Here is an 18,006-nt window from a genome sequence, read left to right as displayed (position 1 = left end):
TCGTGGGCGACCTATGTCGAGGTTTGCGCTTGGGATTGCAGCCACGCGCGGAACGCCTGCAGCAAAGGGTTTTCCGCTTTTTCCTCCGGGCAGGCGAAGTAATACGAGCCGACGCTTTTCAGCGCCCGGCTCGACACCACGCGCAGTTTGCCCGACCTCAATTGATCGGAGATTAGAAACTCCGGCAGCAGCGCGACGCCGAGGCCGGAGCTTGCTGCGCTGATCAGGGTCGATTGAATGTCGAAGCGCGGCCCGCGGATGACATTGGTGCCCTCCAGCTCTGCTGCGTCGAACCAGCGTCGCCAGGCGTCTGGCCTCGTGACCAGATGCAAGAGCCGCAGTTCGGCGACTTCATGCGCGGGCAATTCGCCGCGCCTGCCGATCAAAGCGGGTGAGCCGACCGGCAGCAGCACTTCGTCGAACAGATAGTCGGCCTGCGTACCGGGCCAGTCGGGCTGGCCGAAGTAAAGCGCGCCATCGAGGGCGGTCTCGCTGAAAAAGAACCGCGTATTGCGCGCGCTTACATTGACGGCAATGCCCGGATGGCGTGCGTAGAAGTCCGGTAGGCGCGGGATCAGCCATTGCGTGCCCACAGTGGGCAACGCCGCGACATCGAGCACCGTACCGTCCGCCTCATAGCCCATGATTTCCAGCGCATCGCGTTCGATCCGCTCGATGGTCTGCGCCACGCGGGTGCTGTAGGCAGCGCCGGCGCGGGTCAGCGTGATCCGCTTCTTGATGCGATGAAAGAGTTTGACACCGAGTTGGGCCTCCAGCTGCGCAATCTGGCGCGACACTGCGCTTTCTGTCAGCGCCAGCTCATCGGCGGCGCGGGTGACGCTGAGATGCTTGGCGGCCGCGCTGAACGCCATCAGCGCGCCCAGGCTCGGAATTCTGCGGCGCATAGTTCATTCCAAAAACGCAAGATATCTGCAGATTAAATTGTTTGCATGCCTAAGCGCAAGGCACCTAGCTTGCCTTACGATGAAAGGCGGCATTGGAGGCTGACCATGTCTCCACCCGCTGACAGATCGATCCGACTGCGCGGGGGTGCTGCGATCGATCATAAATTGAGGTTGTGGACGAATGAGCGCGAAAAAGTACCCGGTCATTATCGCTGGCGCCGGCCCTGTCGGCATGGTCGCGGCTGCCGATCTGGTGCGTCAACGCATTCCGGTCCTGGTGCTGGAAAAGAACGATACGCTGAGCGGCGAGTCGCGCGCTTCGACCTTCCATCCACCGACGCTCGATATGCTTGACGATCTCGGCTTCGCCAAGGAATTGATTGCGCAGGGTCTGAAAGCGCCGACTGTCCAATATTCTTCCTCTTCCGACGGTGTCCTCGGCACCTTCGATTTCGGTGCAATCTCGGATCTAGTTCGGCATCCGTTCCGTCTGCAGGCCGAACAGTTCAAGCTTACTCGCATCATTCTCGATGGGCTGAAGAACCATCCGTTGTTCACCATCGCGTTCGGCTGCGAGGTGAAATCCGTATCGCAGACCAGCGACGCGGTCGCTCTCGAGGTCACCAAGAGCGGCGAAGACAAGATCTATGATTGCGACTGGCTGATTGGCGCCGACGGCGCCAATAGCATTGTTCGCCGCAGTCAGGATATGGAATTTGAAGGTTTCACCTGGCCCGAACGTTTTCTGGTCATGACGACACCGGTGGATTTCACCGCGCTGCGTCCAGGCGTGTCGTCTGTGAGCTATGTCGCGGATCCCGAGCGCTGGTATTTCCTGCTGCGTATCATCGGTGCGTGGCGCGTGATGATGCCGGTGCCGGCCGAAATCTCCGACAAAGAGGCACTTTCGGAGAAGTATGTGACGTCGTCGATCCGGTCCGTGGTGCCTGACGATGTGGAAGCGCCGATCACCCATACGACGCTTTATCGTGTGCATCAGCGTGTCGCTGCCAATTTTCGGAAGGGCCGTTCCTTCCTGGCCGGCGATGCCGCTCATATCAACAATCCGCTCGGCGGCATGGGCATGAATGGGGGTATCCACGATGCGCTGAACCTGACCTCGAAGCTCGGCGCAGTGATCAACGGCAAAGATAGCGAAGCCATCCTCGCCGACTATGACCTGCAGCGTCGCACGGTGACGATGCAGGCGATCCAGGGGGACACGATTCGTAACAAGAAAAACCTCGAAGCGAAGGACGAAGCCGATCGCGCCCGCTTCAGGGACGATATCCGTGCTGCGGCAGCAGATCCCGAGAAGGGGCGTGCGCTGCTGCGCCGGATCGCGATGCTCGATTCGCTCGATCGCGCCGCGGCGTTGCATCTCGGTTCGTCCGAATGATTGTCGACGGCCTTTGAGACGATGATCGACGGCATGCGACCGTTGGCTGGACAGGAATTACGCGGGGGAAGGCACCGAGGCCGTGGTTCTCAAGATGTCATGCAGAGTGTTCGGAATGCGAAATAAGGATCGATCGATGAAACTGACGATATTCGTTGTTGCGGCGCTGTTGTCGCCGCTCTCTCTCGCGGTCTCGGGTGCAGAGGCGAACGGCTTTCCTGAAAAGCCGATTACGATCGTGGTGCCGTTCCCGGCGGGAAGCACCAGCGATTCGATTCCGCGACTGCTCGGGCCGCTCATCTCCAAGTCGCTTAATGGCGTTCCGGTGATCATTGAAAATCGCGGTGGTGCCAATGGCACGATTGGCGCCGTCCGCGTCGCCTCTGCACCGCCAGATGGCTACACGATCTTGCTCGGAACCACCGGTGTGCTTGCGATCAATCAGTGGATCTATGAAAAGCCCGTCTACAATCCGGCGAAAGATTTCACGCCGATCGCCAATGCAGCTTCCACACCCAACATGATCGTCGTCGATCCTTCGGTGAAAGCCAATACTCTGAAAGAACTTGTGGCGCTCGCGAAAGCCGAGCCCGGCAAGCTAACCTTCGCTTCCGCCGGCAACGGCAGCACCAGTCATCTCTGCGGCGAAACTCTGAAGGTGCTTGAAGGCGTCGACATCACGCATATCCCGTATCAGGGACCGGCGCCGGCGATTCAGGACGTCCTCGGCGGTCGAGTCAATATGATCTGCGACAATTTCTCGAACGTCGTCCAGCAGGCGCAAAGCGGCGCGCTGAAGCCGATCATGGTCACAGCGCCGGAGCGCAAAAAGGAATTACCGAATGTGCCGTCGTCATCGGAGGCAGGCACGCCCGATCTTCTGGCAGGCATCTGGTACGGCTTCGTCGCTCCGGCTGCGACCCCGAAGGACATCGTCGAGAAGCTCAACAAAGCCATCGTCGATGCGTTGCACGATCCTACCGTCAAATCTCGTCTGGAAGGTCTTGGCTTAACCGTGATCGCGGACAAGCCCGAGGAATTCGGGGCGTTCATCCAGAAGGAATCGGCGCGAATGGAAAACATCGTGACGCGCGCGAAAGCGAAGATTTCGAACTAAGCAGGATACAGGAAGGCGGCTGCCGCACCCGAGCCAAAGACATTCAATAAGAAAACGCCGGCTTCACGAAGAATGGAGCGGGCGTTTTGTATTATTGGCTCGTCTCGGCCGATTCAGACTCATCATGTGTCGGCGGAGTGGTAGAACGTTCTCGCCTCGATTTCCTGTCACGGCGCTACCGTCAGACCGGTGATGACCATCTTAAACCGACGCTGCCGACACGCTGATACAATCGAAGATCAGTGCACTGGCGCTTGAAGCCTGCCCAATACCTCTAGTCGCGAGGGATCGCCGAATAGATCATGCCATTGAAGAAGTGGCGGGCTTGTATGCGGTTTGACGGAGCTTGGACTAGCGTGAGGGCGACCACGCGCTGCTTGCGATCGACGGTGAATGAAGTCCCGGAGATGCCCGGCCATTTAAAGTTTCCAGGACTACCCGTTACGACCGCCATTCTAGTCTCGCGACGAACTGCAAATCCCAATCCGAAATCATACCCCGCGGCCCAGCGATCGAAGTTGTCGAACCGCCAGGATCGCGGATGTGATCGATGGTCATGAACTCGGCTGTCCGCGGCGATAGGATTCTGACCCCGTCAAGCTCGTCTCCATTCATCATCATATGTGCGAAACGCAAGTAATCGCTCGCAGTGGAGAAGAGAGATTTTTTGAAAGGGGGTCTGCCGAGGTCAGATGCTTGCATACGATCTCGGCAAATGGACGTCCTTTGCAGAATAAGCTTGAGTGCCTTGGGTCTGCAGACGGCATCGGTTGGGCTTAACCCCCCTTGTACGCATCGGCGGGGGGACAAGTGCGGTCTTTATACGGTACTAGCCAAGGGGCGTAGTTGGCTTTCGTGATGATCGCACCAGGGATGATGACCTGCTTTGGAACGCTCTGGCCGCGAATGGCGTTCAGGCCGACTGCGGTGGCGACACAGCCGATCTTGAAACCGTCGAACTCGGCAATGGCCAGCAGGCTTCCTGCCTTCACAGCCTCGACGGCTTCCGGAACGCCGTTTATTGAAACGACCGCGACATTCTTGCGGCCGGCGGCGTTGAGCGCTTCGATGGCGCCCAACGCCGACGCGTCGGCAGCGGAGATCACGCCGTCGATGCTGCTGAATTGCTGGATCAGGTTTTCCATCGTCTGCATGCCGAGCAGGCGCTGGAAGTTTGCGGGCTGCGAGGCCAGCACCTTGATGTTCGGATAGTCCTTCACGGCGGCATCGAAGCCGCGCTTGCGCTCGTCGCCGGTGGTCGAGCCTTTGACGCCTTCGAGGATGACAACGTTACCCTTGCCGCCGAGATGATCGAAAAGAGTCTTGGCAATGTCGTAGCCGAGCTTGTAGTCGTCCTGCCCGATGAAGGAGAGGTAAGGCGCATCGCCGCCGCGGTCGTTGTAGTTGATGATGGGAAGGCCTGATTCGATCAGGCGCTTGACGGTCGGTACCTGCGCCTTGGCATCGATCGGCATGAACAGCATCAGCTTCGGCTTGGTCACACCGACGTCCTCAAGCTGGGACATGCCTTCAGTGATGTTGTTGGGCTTGGTCGGTGTATAGTATTTCACCGTCGCGCGCATCTTCTCGGCCATCTGCGCGACACCGGCGCGCACGCCTTCAAAATGCGGGTCCACCTGGTTCTTGGTGAATGCAGCGATCGTTTCGCCATCGGCCCGCGCCGCCGAATGGGACAGGGTGCCGCAGATGAGTGCGGCGAGAACACATCGGAATAGTCTGGTGGTTCGCATGATGGCCCCTTTGGTTGTAGATGACGAAACGATTGGATGATCTTGGGTCAGGTGCTCCCTGACCGGCGTTGGCTGATGACGAGGTCCGCGAGGATGGCGATCAGCACCACGGCGCCGTTGACGAACGGATGCCAGGTGGCGGCCACATTCAGCAAATTAAGGCCGTTGACGATGATGGTGAGCAGAACGGCGCCAAGCACGGTGCCGACGATATTGCCGCTGCCGCCGAACAGAGACGTGCCGCCCACCAGCACGGCCGCGATGGCCGGGAGGAGCAAAGGCTCGCCGATGCCGGGTTCAGCTGCGTTGAGCCGGGCGAGATAGACGAGGGCGGCGATGCCGGATGTCAGGCCGCTCAGCATATAAAGCAGGAGACGCCGCCGCTCGACCGGAACGCCGGAGAGAAACGCCGCGGACTGGTTGGCTCCCATGAAGTAAGCTTCGCGGCCGAAGGTCGTGCGATGAAGGAGAATGCTGCAGGCGAGACAGACTGCCAGCATGATCCAGATCGGCAGCGGCACGCCGAGAAGGAACCCGGTGCCGAAATAGCGGAACGAGGTCGGCATGCCATAGATGGTCTGGCCGGCCATGAACCAGTAGGCGACGCCCTGTGCCACCCACAGCATGCCGAAAGTGGCGAGAAATGGCGGCAACTGCAGCCGGTTGATCATCAGTCCGTTGACGGAGCCGATCAGCGTGCCGGTGACGATGGCGACGACCACGCCATACCAGGGATTACCGGTGGTCTTGATCGCCGCCGCCGCAAGACAGGCCGACAATGTGAGATTGGCGCCAACGGAAAGGTCGAGGCCGCCGCCGATGATGACGAGCGTCAGGCCGGATGCGATCAGGAACAGCAGGCTTGCCTGCCGCAGCATATTGAGGAGATTGCTGACCGAGGCAAAGCCGGGATCGACCACGGTCAACGCGCCAGCGATCAGTAAGATCAGGATCAGACGGCCGAGTAACGCCGTCGTTTCAGCCGAGAGATGTGCGGGCTGAGTGCTGGATGCGACAGAGATTGTCATGCTGCCTGCCTCAGGAATTGCTTACGCCGTTGGTCGATCAACAGAGCTAGGATGAGGAGGATGCCGATACAGACCACCTGCAGCGAGGAGTCGATGGACAGAATGTTGAGCCCGTTGCGCAATACGGTAATGGCCAGCGCGCCGAGGACCGCACCAAACAGCCAGCCCTGGCCTTTTTCGAACGACGTGCCGCCGAGCACCACCGCGGCGATCGCCTCGAATTCCATACCGATGCCCACGGTCGGATGCGCCGAATTGGTGCGTCCGATCAGTAGCACCGCGGACAGACCGACGATCGCGCTGCCGAACACGTAGACGGCGAGGTGCACCAGATCGGCGCGGATGCCGGCGAGACGCAGCGCGTCCTTGTTGCCACCGACCGCAACCACGTAGTTGCCGATCCGCGTCCGGTACAACAGCACCCAGAGCGCGAGGTAGAGAATGATGGCAACGATGATGGGGGTTGGGATGAAACCCAACTGCGACCGGTAAAAGGTCTCGATGGCCGGCGTAAAGCCGCCGACCGGGTCGCCATTGGTCATGACCAGGGCGATGCCCTGCATCAGTCCCATCGTGCCGAGGGTGACCACGAATGCAGGGAGCGTCAGATACGCAATCAGGAAGCCGTTGAGTACGCCGAATGCGATGCTGATCACAATTGCGATCGCGCAGGAGGTGAATATGCCCCAGCCGGCCAACAACGCCTCGGCCACGATCACGCCGCTCAGTCCGAGCAGCGCGCCAGCCGACAAGTCAAGGCCTTCAGTGAGAATGATGAGCGTCATGGGCAGGGCGATCATCAGCAGCAGCGAAGTCTGCAGACCCACATTGACGAGGTTAGTCTGGGATACGAAGCGCGGATTGGCGATCGTGAACAGCACCAGCATCAGCACGAGCAGGACGCCGGCGCCGGGGATGCTGCTAAGGCGAAACGCAAGGCCGGGCGCTTGCGCTGGCTGGCTCACTACACTCATTGGTGCACCGCAAGTTCGAGGATGGCCCGTTCCGTCAACCCGTCGCCTGCGAGATGACCAACAATGCGGTGGTCGCGCATGATATAGGCGCGGTCGCATAGCTGCACGAGTTCTGGCAGTTCCGAGCTGATGACGACGACACCGGCGCCACCATCAACCAGTTGATCGATCAGGCGATAGATCTCAGCCTTCGCGCCGACATCGACGCCGCGCGTTGGCTCGTCGAGCAAAAACAAAGTCGCCCCGGCTGCGAGCCATTTCGCCAGCACGACTTTCTGCTGATTGCCACCGCTGAGCGTGCGGACAGTCTGGCGGGTGCCGTGGGCGGCGATGGCCAACTGCGAGATCAGCCGACCGGTGTTGCGCTCAGCCACGGCTGGGGAAAACCAGCCGGAGGTGAAGCTGCGCCACAGCGATGCGACGGTGGCATTGTCGCGAATGTCGAGCGGGAGTGCTAGGCCTTCTTGCTTGCGGTCCTCGGGCAGCAGCGCCATGCCGGCTCGCACGCGTGCGTCGAGCGCCGAGGGCACCGGTGTTCCCCGCAAGGCGATCTCGCCGCTCGTGATCGGATCGGCACCAAACACGGCACGTGCGACCTCGGTTCGTCCGGATCCGACAAGGCCCGCCAGCCCCACGACTTCGCCGGCACGGATCTCGATGGAAATATCGGACAGTTTCGCTGTGCTGATGTTCGTCGCGGACAGGATAGGCTCGCCGGCTGGGCGTGGTGTCCGCACAAATTGCGAGCCGGAGCTACGGCCGATCATCGCGCCGACCATTCCGGCCTGACTCATCTCACCGCGCAGGATGCTAGTCACCACGGCACCATCGCGCAGGATCGTGACGCGATCTCCGAGCATCTGCACTTCCTTCATGCGATGGGAGATATAGACGATCGCAACACCGCGTCCGGTCAACCGGGCAATTGTCTGGAACAGGCGTTCGGATTCCCGCTCCGAGATTGCGGCGGTCGGCTCGTCCATCACCAGCACCCGCGCGTTCTGCGACAATGCTTTGGCGATTTCCACCATCTGCTGCTGTGCCACACCAAGTTCGGCAGCAAAGGCGTGGGTGTTGTAGTCGAGCCCGAGGTCGTCGAGGATGACGTGCGCCGCGGCATGCATGGCTGCCGAGTCGATGAAGCCGAAGCGGCTGAATACGCCTTCGCGGCCGAGAAAAATGTTCTGCGCGATGTTGAGATAGGGGACGAGCGAGAATTCCTGGAAGATGACGGCAATGCCGAGCGCGCTTGCATCCGCTGGTCTCGAAATGACGACTGGTCGGCCTTCGAGCTCGATATGACCGCTATCGGCGGCATAGGCACCGTAGAGCACCTTGATCAGGGTTGATTTTCCGGCGCCGTTCTGGCCGAGTATGACGTGGACCTCGCCGGCGTGAATGTCGAGCGACACACCTTTCAGCGCATGCACGCCGGGGAAGGATTTGTCGATCGCATTCAGATGCAGCAGCGGCGCGGATGCAGCGCCTGTTGCCGCCGCATCCAGCGCGCGATCTTCCTGTGTATCTCGAATGTCGGTGCCGTGCATCGTTGTCGGCCTCGTTCGGCCCGGGACCCCGGGGCCGGGCGGGAGTCGGTTACTTTCCCGGGGGGATGGCGGCGATCATGTCGAGTTCGACACGGGCGCCCTGGGTCGAAAGCTGGTTGATGCAGATGGTGGTGCTGGCCGGCGTCCAATCGCCGAAATATTCCTTCATCACCTTCACCATGCCGTCCTGGTCACGGATGTCGGTGAGGTACTTCGTCACCTTGACGATGTCGGTCCAGGCCAACCCTTCGTGATCGAGGATCGACTGGATCGTCTTCATGGCGCGATGGGTCTGTTCTTCGATCGAGTTGGGATGGTCGTGCTCTTCAAGCACATGCGGATGCTTGTGATAGAGCGGCGATGGCGTGGCTCCGGAGATGAAGAGCATGCCGCATGGGACTTCGACACGAATCGCAGGCGCATAGGGCATGTCCGGTTTCCGCTCCGGCTGCGTCTGGATTTCCTTGACATGCTGATTGCTTGGAGAGGTCGCAAAGGCCGGCTTGGCTGTCATCGTATTATCCTCGGGTACCGGACAACCTGTCGGCTGCCTGCTTAATCGAGGTCGAGCGTGATGGCAGATTGTCTTTGAGTCAAGATAAAATATCTTTTGGCAAAGGTAAGCGTGTTTAAGTCACCGTCGGCGAGCTTGCATATATTCCGGGCGATATGCCTATATGCTTCGCTTTATGAGCAACGATTCGATTGATCAGATCATCGCAGGCTGGCTTCGTCGCCGCCCCGACCTCGACGCGGGCCATCTCGACGTCGTCGGTCGGATCATGCGACTGTCGGTGCATATGCGCAGTGCCATCGAGCCGGCGCTGCAGGAGCAGGGCTTCAACTGGGAGCTGTTCGACCTGCTGCTGACGATTTATCGCCGGGAGGCAGAGAGCAGCAGCGGCGTGCGTCCCACAGATCTCTATGCCGAGTGCCTGCTGTCGTCGGGAGGGCTCACAGCACGACTGCGCCGTGCCGAACAGGACGGCTTTATCATCAGGCGTCAGGATCCCGATGATGGCCGCGGAGCGCGGATCACACTGACGGCCAAGGGCCGAAGTGCAGTAGACAAAGCGATCGCGCGGCATTTCAAGCTTTCACGCTCGGTCGATGCCGTGCTGACAGATAGTGAGCGCAAGACCTTGACGCGCTTGTTGCGAAAACTCTTGGTCTCGAACGAGCGTTCAGAACCGTAGTTATCTTCCGAAGTTATCTTGGGCTTTAGCTAGCCTGTTACTGCGGGCAATGTTTGCGCAGATCCACGCTGTCATGTCTTTAACCAGAATGGCATTGCGCTGGTTGAATGTGCCTGTCTTATCTCGTTTAAACGTCCACATTTGCGCTTAGCGAGTTGTCCTGGATGAATTCGCGGCGCGGTTCGACGACGTCGCCCATCAGCTTGGTAAAGATATCGTCGGCTTCATCGACTTCCTTCACCCTTACCTGCAGCAGTGAACGCTCGTTGGTGTCGAGTGTGGTTTCCCAGAGCTGGCCGGGATTCATCTCGCCGAGTCCTTTGTAACGCTGCAGCGCTACGCCTTTGCGGCCGGCATCGGTGACGGCCTCGAACAGCGACACCGGACCGTGAATAATGAACTCGGCATCTCTCCGGCGCAGGATGCCGGATTTCGGATAGGCCTCCTGCAGGCGCTGCGCATATTCCTCAAGCTTGCGGGCATCGGCCGAGCCGAGCAGAGCATCGTCAAGGAAGGCGACATCCTTCACACCGCGAATCGTGCGCTCGAAGAAGAAGCCTTCTCCTTCGCGGAACGCGCCGGTCCAGCCGCGCTCGACTTCATCGGCCAGGGCGTCAAGACGATGCGCGATATAGGTCGCAGCCTCATTGGCTTTGGCAAGATCGCGCGTCACCTCGACATTGAGGACGCCGGCGATCGCGGCCTGTTCGACCACTGCACGGTTATAGCGCGAATGCAGATTGTTCAGCGTCGTGCGGATCACGCGCGCATCTTCCACCAGCGCCAGCAGGTCGCGTCCGGTGCGTTCTTCGCCGGAGGCCATACGGAACAGGCAGTCGTCGAGACCGGTCTCGATCAGATAGTCTTCCAGCGCCCGTTCGTCCTTCAGATACTGCTCGGACTTGCCGCGCGTCACCTTGTAGAGCGGCGGCTGCGCGATATAGAGATAACCGCCCTCGATCAAGGTCGGCATCTGGCGGAAGAAGAAGGTCAGCAGCAGCGTACGGATATGCGCGCCGTCGACGTCGGCGTCCGTCATCAGGATAATCTTGTGGTAGCGCAGTTTCGACAGATCGAAATCATCGCGGCCGATGCCGGTGCCGAGCGCGGTAATTAGCGTGCCGATCTGCTCGGACGACAGCATCTTGTCGAAACGCGCGCGTTCGACATTGAGAATCTTGCCGCGCAGCGGCAGCACCGCCTGGAACTCGCGGTTGCGCCCCTGCTTGGCCGAACCGCCTGCCGAGTCGCCCTCGACGATGAACAGTTCGGATTTGGCGGGATCGCGCTCCTGACAGTCGGCGAGCTTGCCGGGCAGCGAGGCGATATCCAGCGCCCCCTTGCGCCGTGTCAGCTCGCGTGCCTTACGGGCGGCTTCGCGCGCGGCGCCGGCTTCGATCACCTTGTTGACAATGGTCTTGGCCTCGGTGGGATGCTCTTCGAACCATGCGGCCAGCGCCTCGTTGATGCCGTTCTCGACCACCGGACGGACTTCCGAGGACACCAGCTTGTCCTTGGTCTGCGACGAGAATTTCGGATCCGGCACCTTCACGGAAAGAACCGCCGTCAAACCTTCGCGGCAATCGTCGCCGGTCAGCGAAATCTTCTCTTTTTTCGCGATGCCCTCGGCATAGCCATTGACCTGGCGCGTCAGCGCGCCGCGGAACCCGGCGAGATGGGTGCCGCCATCGCGCTGCGGGATGTTGTTGGTGAAACACAGCACGTTCTCGTGATAGCTGTCGTTCCACCACATGGCCACTTCCACCGATATGCCGTTTTGTTCAGAACGCATCACGATCGGCGCCGGCACCATCGCCTTCTTGTTACGGTCGAGATATTTGACGAATTCCTCGACGCCGCCTTCATACATCATGGTCTCGTGCTTCTCCTCGGGATGACGGAGGTCCGAGAGCTTGATGTTGACACCGGAATTCAAGAAGGCGAGTTCGCGCAGGCGATGCTCCAGCGTGGCGAAGTCATACTCCACCATCGTGAATGTTTCGGCCGACGCATAGAACGTCACCTCGGTGCCGCGCCTGCCATTGGCGTCTCCGACGACAGCCAGCGGCGCGACGGCTTCGCCGTGGGCGAACTCGATGTAGTGCTCCTTGTCGTTGCGCCAGACGCGCAAAATCAGCTTGCTCGATAGCGCATTCACCACGGACACGCCGACGCCGTGCAGGCCACCCGACACCTTGTAGGAGTTCTGGTCGAATTTGCCGCCGGCATGGAGCTGGGTCATGATGACCTCGGCCGCCGAAATGCCTTCGCCCTTGTGGATGTCCACCGGAATGCCGCGGCCGTCGTCGCGCACGGTTACCGAGCCATCCGCATTGAGGATGACCTCAACCGCGCTGGCATGCCCGGCCAGGGCTTCGTCGATGGCATTGTCGACGACTTCATAGACCATGTGGTGCAGGCCGGAACCGTCGTCGGTGTCGCCGATATACATGCCCGGCCGCTTGCGAACGGCGTCGAGACCCTTCAGGACTCGGATCGATTCCGCGCCATACTCGGCGGGAACGACATGTTCGGTTTCGGCGATGGGCTGCCGGGCTGGTTCAGTCATGGAATGCCTTCGAAGATGTGCCGAATCAGCGCGGGAAACGTCGTCTGATGGACGCTATTTGTGCCACGAAACCGGCATCGAAACTAGCGCAAAGTCATGCGCAGCAAGCTGTTGAATAGATGAGGTTTTCAGGCAGATTTTCAAGCCGTTGAACGGCTGTTTTGGAAGTCGGATTCCGAGCGTGGCAAAACGCTAATGTCCGGCTCCTTCTGGCGCCGGATTTCGCGGTTCCTTGCGGCCTCCGCGCCGTGCGATCAGGTGCGCGGCAAGCACCACGGGCTCCAGCAGCACCATGCCGAAAAGGATGCCGAGCAGCCGTTCATAGCCGGGCTGCAGGGCCGCATTGGCGTAATTGTCGGGCACCAGCACCACGACGAAGGCGAGCACGAATTGCAGGCCCGCATAGCTCATGGAGGCTGGCCCATTCTCGATATGGCGGCCGATGATGATGCCGAGCACGAGGCCGATGGTCATGGCGGTGGGAGAGTGCTGGCTCAGCAGCAGGATCGCACCGCCGAGGAAGCCGCCTACGAGACACCCGACCAGCCGCTGCATCACGCGAGATGACACCGGGCTCAGGATGCCGCCAGCCAGCGCGGCGGCTGGCACCAGCATGACAGCGAAGATCGTGATAGCGGATTGGCTGAGTTCCGGAATGCCGAAGGCAAGCCAGACCGCGGGAATTAACGCCAGCGCGATCGCGCCGGTGAGCGCGTGGCGTGCCACCGTTGCCTGCCATTGCTTGGCTGGCAAGCCGACCGGCTTGGCGCGCAGGTTCTGATCCGGGTTGGGCAGCCGGCGCCGGATCGTCCAGGTCGAGATCGCGCTGACGATGACGCAGGCGATGGTGCCAGCCAGCACTTCCAGGACGCGCGTTGTGGCGAAGCGCCGGATCGGCTCGTTCGCATGTTCCATGGCTTCGATCAGGACCATGAGAAAGGTCAGGCCCGTGAACAGCCAGGCGTAGGCGCGCTTGCCGACAATGGCGAAATAGAGCGTGACGCCGCCCCAGACCATCAAGCCCAGACTCAGCAGGAGCGTTGACGGCAGCAGAAATGGTGCCAGCAAAAGCGCGCCTCCGGCGCCGATCAGCGTGCCGATCACACGCAGCACGCCGCGGGCAAAGCTTTCGGCCACATGTGAACGCATCACCATATAGCCGGAGAAAGCGGCCCAGCCGACATTCTCGGCGCCGATCTGGTGCGAGATCAGAATTGCAAGCAGCACCGAGAGCGCGCATTCGATTTCGTCGATCATGCGCGGGCCGGGTTTAGGCAGCGTGCGCAGCTCGGTCCAGAAAGCGCTCGCGATCTGCGCGAGATGAAGGAAGAGAAAGGTCAGCATCGCAGCATAGCTTGCAGCGATGCGGAATGGGCGGCAAGCGATGATCGATCATGGCCGCAGGATGAGGGCAGATGGCACTCAACCGCGTCGTGCGATGCGTCCCTGCACGACATCGAACAGTTCGCCCATCGGCCCGATATCGATGAAGGCCGCGGGGTCGGCGCCGGTCATCCAGACCTGCGCACCAAGGGTCGCGAGCTCGCCGAACAGCGACTTGCGACGGTCGGGGTCCAGATGCGCCACGATTTCGTCCAGCAGCAGCAGCGGCGTGATGCCGGTCATCTCCGCCACCAGAGTGGCATGGGCGAGGATCAGGCCGATCAGCAGAGCTTTCTGTTCGCCGGTGGAGGCATCGCGTGCCGGCATGTTTTTCGGTGCGTAGATTACCTGCAGGTCGGTGAGATGCGGACCGTCCAGTGTGCGGCCGGCGGCGGCATCGCGCGGGCGGTTATCGCGCAGAACGGCGCGGTAGCGATCTTCTACCGCTGTTGCCGGCTCGCTGCGAAGCGCCTGCTCCATCCATCCGTCGAGTGAAACGATTGCCGACGGGAAGGCGGACGCTTCCCCGCGAGCATGCAGCATTGCGGCAAGCCGCGTTACCGTCTCGCTGCGCATCGCCGCTACAGCCACTGCGAGTTCTGCCGTCTCGCGCTCGACCGCGTCGAGCCAATGTCCGTCGTTGCTGCGCTCCTCGAGCAGGCGATTGCGCGAACGCAGGCTGCGTTCCAGTGCGGAGACGCGGCTGCTGTGATCCTTGTCGATGGCCAGTACCAGCCGGTCGAAGAAGCGCCGCCGTTCCGAGGCGGCGCCCATGAACAACTGGTCCATTGCCGGTGTCAGCCACACCATGCGCAGGTGGTCGCCGAACGCGGCCGCTGAGCCCACCGGCTCACGGTCGATCCGGCAGCGCCGGGAGTTTGATACGCCTTCGATCGGGGGATCGATGCCCGTTCCAAGGGTCGCGAGGCCCACTTCGCCCTCAACCGTCGCCGAAACGGCCCACGAGCCGTCACCGTCCTTGTTGGCGACATCTTCCAGTGTGGCGCGTCGCAGTCCGCGGCCGGGTGAAAGAAACGAGATCGCCTCGATGCAATTGGTCTTGCCGGCGCCATTGGGGCCGACCAGCGCCACCATGTCCGCCGACGTCTCCAGCGACGCCGCGCGATAGGAGCGGAAATTGGCGAGGGAGAGGCGATGGATACGGGAGGCGGTCATGGGTAATGATGGGACTCAGTGCAAATGGATCTGTGAGCCCCAAGCTCGTCCTGCCATCGCCCGGCTGGTCCGGGCGATCCAGCAAACGCCGGAGCCGGTGTACCGCAGAGTTGTCAATGTTTACTGGGTCATCCCGATCCCGGCGCGTATTGCGCGCACGACCGGGTGACGACAACAGCATTCTCTTTGCGCAGCGTCACACCCGCATCGGCATCAGCACATACAGCGCGCCCTTATTGTCCTTGTCCTGGACCAGCGTGGGCGAACCCGGGTCTGCCAGCCGCAACACGGCGACTTCGCCTTCGATCTGCGCGGCGATGTCCAGCAGGTAGCGCGAGTTGAAGCCGATATCGAGCGCGTCCGAGGCATATTCAACCTCGAGCTCTTCCGTTGCACTGCCCGAATCCGGATTGGTGACGGACAGGACCAGCTTTCCGGCCGACAGCGCCAGCTTCACGGCGCGGCCCCGTTCGCTGGAGATCGTCGAGACGCGGTCCACCGCATTCTCGAAATCCTTCTTGTCGATCACCAGTTCCTTGTCGTTGTTCTGCGGGATTACGCGGCCATAATCAGGGAATGTGCCGTCGATCAGTTTCGAGGTCAGCACCACATTGCCAAGGGTGAAGCGGATCTTGCCCTGCGACAGTTCAACGGTGATCTCGGCTTCGGTGTCCTCGATTAGGCGCTGCACTTCGCCGACGGTCTTGCGTGGCACGATCACGCCCGGCATGCCCTCGGCACCTTTCGGCTGCTTGAGGTCGATCTGCGCCAGACGGTGGCCGTCGGTGGCGACGCCGCGCAGAGTCGCTGCGGCGTCTGTGCCTGCGGCGTGGAGATAGATGCCATTCAGGTAATAGCGGGTCTCTTCCGTCGAAATCGCGAATTGGGTGCGGTCGATCAAGCGTTTGATGTCGGCGGCCGGCAGCGCGAACGAGTGCGTCATTTCGCCCGCTGCCAGATCCGGAAAATCATTCTCCGGCAGCGTCTGCAGCGTGAAACGCGAGCGGCCGGCGCGAATGGCCATGACCGAGCGATCGCCGTCGGCCTCGAGCACGATCTGCGAACCATCCGGCAGCTTGCGGACGATGTCGTAGAACATGTGGGCGGGAACGGTGGTGGAGCCAGCCGTGCCGGTTTCGGCAGCGAGCGTCTCGGTGACTTCGAGATCGAGGTCGGTGGCCTTGAGCGAAAGGCGGGCATTTTCGGCACGGATCAGTACGTTGCCGAGGATCGGAATCGTGTTCCGGCGCTCAACCACACGATGGACGTGGCTGAGCGACTTGAGGAGCTGCGCGCGTTCGACCGTGACCTTCATAGTAAATCCGCCCGATTACCGATGGGAGTTCCGGGCAGCCGGAAGAGCGCCGCGGGGACCGCAAGGTGACGGTAAAGCGCGGGAAGTGCAAGAGATTTGGGGATGAATTGCTGTGCACCTCCCCACGTTTATGGTCACACGGGTGTCGTCATTCCCCATGCGCATGCGTAGCCCGGATTTCATGGCGTTCCGTCCGGGCTACGATCCTCAAGCGGCTACTCCGCCAGCTGCCGTTTCAGGCTCTCGACCTCGTCCTGCAGCGTTGTGTCCTTGCCGACGAGCGCCTCGATCTTGCGAACGGCGTGCAGCACGGTGGTGTGATCGCGGCCACCAAAGCGGCGGCCGATTTCCGGCAGCGAACGCAGGGTCAGCGTCTTGGCCAGATACATCGCCACCTGGCGCGGGCGCACCACATTGGCGGTGCGACGCGAGGACAGAAGATCCGAGCGGCTGACATTATACTGCCGCGCTACGACGCGCTGGATATCCTCGATCTTGATGCGCTTCGGCTCCATCGGGCGAATGAGATCGCGCACTTCCCGCTCGGCCATTTCCAGCGTCACCGCCGTGGCATTCAGCTTCGAATGGGCGAGCAGGCGATTGATCGCGCCTTCGAGATCGCGGCCATTGTGGGTGATGCTGCGCGCGAGATATTCCAGCACCGCTTCCGGTACGTCGAACGAGGCGTGATGCACACGCGCTGCCGCGACGCGCGATTTCAGAATGCCCAGGCGCAGTTCCTCGCCAAGCGTGCTCATTTCGACGACGAGACCGCCGGCGAGGCGCGAGCGCACACGTTCATCGAGGCTTTCCAGATCCGACGGCGGCCGGTCGGCGGCGATCACCACCTGGCGCCCGGCATCGATCAGTGCATTCAGCGTATGACAAAACTCGGCCTGAGTAGTTTTGCCCTGGAGGAACTGGAGATCGTCGATGACAAGCACATCGATGCCGCGCAGCGCTTCCTTGAAGGCGAGCGCCGTCTGTGTCTTCAGCGCGGCAACGAAGCCGTACATGAATTTCTCGGCAGTCAGATACAGCACCTTGCGGTCAGGGCTGGAATTGCCTGCCCAGGTGATCGCCTGCAGCAGATGCGTTTTGCCGAGGCCGACGCCGGCATGGATGTAAAGCGGGTTGAACATCACCGGGTCGCCGCGGCGACCTTCGGCGACCTGGCGCGCGGCTGCATGCGCGAGCGTATTGGCGCGACCGAGCACGAAGCTGGCAAAGGTCAGGCGTGGATCGAGCGGTGAGCCACCGAGCGCTTCATGGCTTGCGGAGACCGGCGCGGTTGCGGTGCTGCGCAGTTCGGCGGCGGGACGATTGCTCGTCGGCTCGTTGCGGCGCGGCTCGGCCTGCGGGGCCATGTCCCTGACCGGGGCCACATTACGCATGGCCGAACGCACGGAGAGATCGACGCGCGACACCTTGGGCATCTCGGCTTTCCAGGCGTCCAGTACACGCTCGGCATAATGAGCCTGGATCCAGCTCTTCAGAAAGCGGGTCGGCACGGAAAGGTGCACGGAATCGTCCTGTACGGCTTCCAGATCCATACGTGCGAACCAGCTCGAGAAAACGTCCTCGCCGACGCTCGAGCGCAGACGGCCCTTCACGCGAGTCCAGTGATCCTGTTCCATGTTCGACAT

Annotated in this window: 14 protein-coding genes; 3 read left to right on the top strand and 11 right to left on the bottom strand. The window is 61.2% G+C overall.

Going from position 1 to position 18,006, the window contains the following annotated elements:
• Nucleotides 1–11: 11 nt before the first annotated feature.
• Complete coding sequence (locus E0H22_RS00070) at nt 12–905, bottom strand: LysR substrate-binding domain-containing protein (protein ID WP_233023757.1); 894 nt, start codon at nt 903–905, stop codon at nt 12–14.
• Between the two features lie 181 nt (nt 906–1,086).
• On the opposite strand from E0H22_RS00070, the gene E0H22_RS00065 reads away from it, so the two are divergent.
• Entirely contained in the window at nt 1,087–2,304 is a 1,218-nt protein-coding gene (locus E0H22_RS00065; protein ID WP_233023756.1) for an FAD-dependent oxidoreductase, read from the top strand.
• Nucleotides 2,305–2,440: 136 nt separating this feature from the next.
• A complete protein-coding gene (locus E0H22_RS00060) occupies nt 2,441–3,421 on the top strand; it encodes a Bug family tripartite tricarboxylate transporter substrate binding protein (protein WP_233023755.1) in 981 nt (326 codons plus the stop codon).
• Between the two features lie 776 nt (nt 3,422–4,197).
• Here E0H22_RS00060 and E0H22_RS00055 read toward each other — a convergent pair.
• The 5 genes from E0H22_RS00055 to E0H22_RS00035 are packed head-to-tail and all read right to left on the bottom strand — an operon-like array spanning nt 4,198 to nt 9,235.
• Nucleotides 4,198–5,172, bottom strand: coding sequence for a sugar ABC transporter substrate-binding protein (locus E0H22_RS00055; protein ID WP_233023754.1), 975 nt, complete (start codon nt 5,170–5,172; stop codon nt 4,198–4,200).
• 47 nt (nt 5,173–5,219) lie between these two features.
• Nucleotides 5,220–6,200, bottom strand: a complete 981-nt coding sequence (locus E0H22_RS00050; protein ID WP_233023753.1) for an ABC transporter permease — start codon at nt 6,198–6,200, stop codon at nt 5,220–5,222.
• Nucleotides 6,197–7,174, bottom strand: a complete 978-nt coding sequence (locus tag E0H22_RS00045) for an ABC transporter permease (RefSeq protein WP_233023752.1) — start codon at nt 7,172–7,174, stop codon at nt 6,197–6,199. The genes E0H22_RS00050 and E0H22_RS00045 overlap by 4 nt, the downstream gene beginning before the upstream one ends.
• Nucleotides 7,171–8,721, bottom strand: coding sequence for a sugar ABC transporter ATP-binding protein (locus tag E0H22_RS00040; protein ID WP_233023751.1), 1,551 nt, complete (start codon nt 8,719–8,721; stop codon nt 7,171–7,173). Before E0H22_RS00040 ends, E0H22_RS00045 begins: the two co-directional genes overlap by 4 nt.
• Nucleotides 8,722–8,770: 49 nt before the next feature.
• Nucleotides 8,771–9,235, bottom strand: coding sequence for a RidA family protein (locus E0H22_RS00035; RefSeq protein WP_233023750.1), 465 nt, complete (start codon nt 9,233–9,235; stop codon nt 8,771–8,773).
• A 163-nt stretch (nt 9,236–9,398) separates the two neighbouring features.
• Here E0H22_RS00035 and E0H22_RS00030 point away from each other — a divergent pair, with 163 nt between their 5' ends.
• Nucleotides 9,399–9,917: a MarR family winged helix-turn-helix transcriptional regulator gene (locus E0H22_RS00030; RefSeq protein WP_233023749.1), complete on the top strand. Its 519-nt coding sequence runs from the start codon at nt 9,399–9,401 to the stop codon at nt 9,915–9,917.
• Between the two features lie 127 nt (nt 9,918–10,044).
• Here E0H22_RS00030 and gyrB read toward each other — a convergent pair whose 3' ends face one another.
• The 5 genes from gyrB to dnaA all read right to left on the bottom strand — a co-directional run bounded on the left by gyrB (nt 10,045) and on the right by dnaA (nt 18,006).
• Nucleotides 10,045–12,486, bottom strand: a complete 2,442-nt coding sequence (gyrB, locus tag E0H22_RS00025; RefSeq protein ID WP_233023748.1) for a DNA topoisomerase (ATP-hydrolyzing) subunit B — start codon at nt 12,484–12,486, stop codon at nt 10,045–10,047.
• Between the two features lie 192 nt (nt 12,487–12,678).
• Nucleotides 12,679–13,830, bottom strand: coding sequence for an FUSC family protein (locus tag E0H22_RS00020; protein WP_233023747.1), 1,152 nt, complete (start codon nt 13,828–13,830; stop codon nt 12,679–12,681).
• 78 nt (nt 13,831–13,908) lie between these two features.
• Complete coding sequence (gene recF / locus E0H22_RS00015) at nt 13,909–15,045, bottom strand: DNA replication/repair protein RecF (RefSeq protein WP_233023746.1); 1,137 nt, start codon at nt 15,043–15,045, stop codon at nt 13,909–13,911.
• 196 nt (nt 15,046–15,241) lie between these two features.
• Nucleotides 15,242–16,360 (bottom strand): DNA polymerase III subunit beta, encoded by a 1,119-nt coding sequence (gene dnaN / locus E0H22_RS00010; protein ID WP_233023745.1) that lies wholly within the window; start codon nt 16,358–16,360, stop codon nt 15,242–15,244.
• 215 nt (nt 16,361–16,575) lie between these two features.
• Nucleotides 16,576–18,006, bottom strand: coding sequence for a chromosomal replication initiator protein DnaA (gene dnaA, locus E0H22_RS00005; protein ID WP_233023744.1), 1,431 nt, complete (start codon nt 18,004–18,006; stop codon nt 16,576–16,578).

This window comes from Rhodopseudomonas boonkerdii, assembly GCF_021184025.1.
Lineage (GTDB): Bacteria > Pseudomonadota > Alphaproteobacteria > Rhizobiales > Xanthobacteraceae > Tardiphaga > Tardiphaga boonkerdii.
The sequence above is the reverse complement of the archived record's forward strand: the minus strand, read 5'-3'. Positions and strand labels throughout refer to the sequence as shown.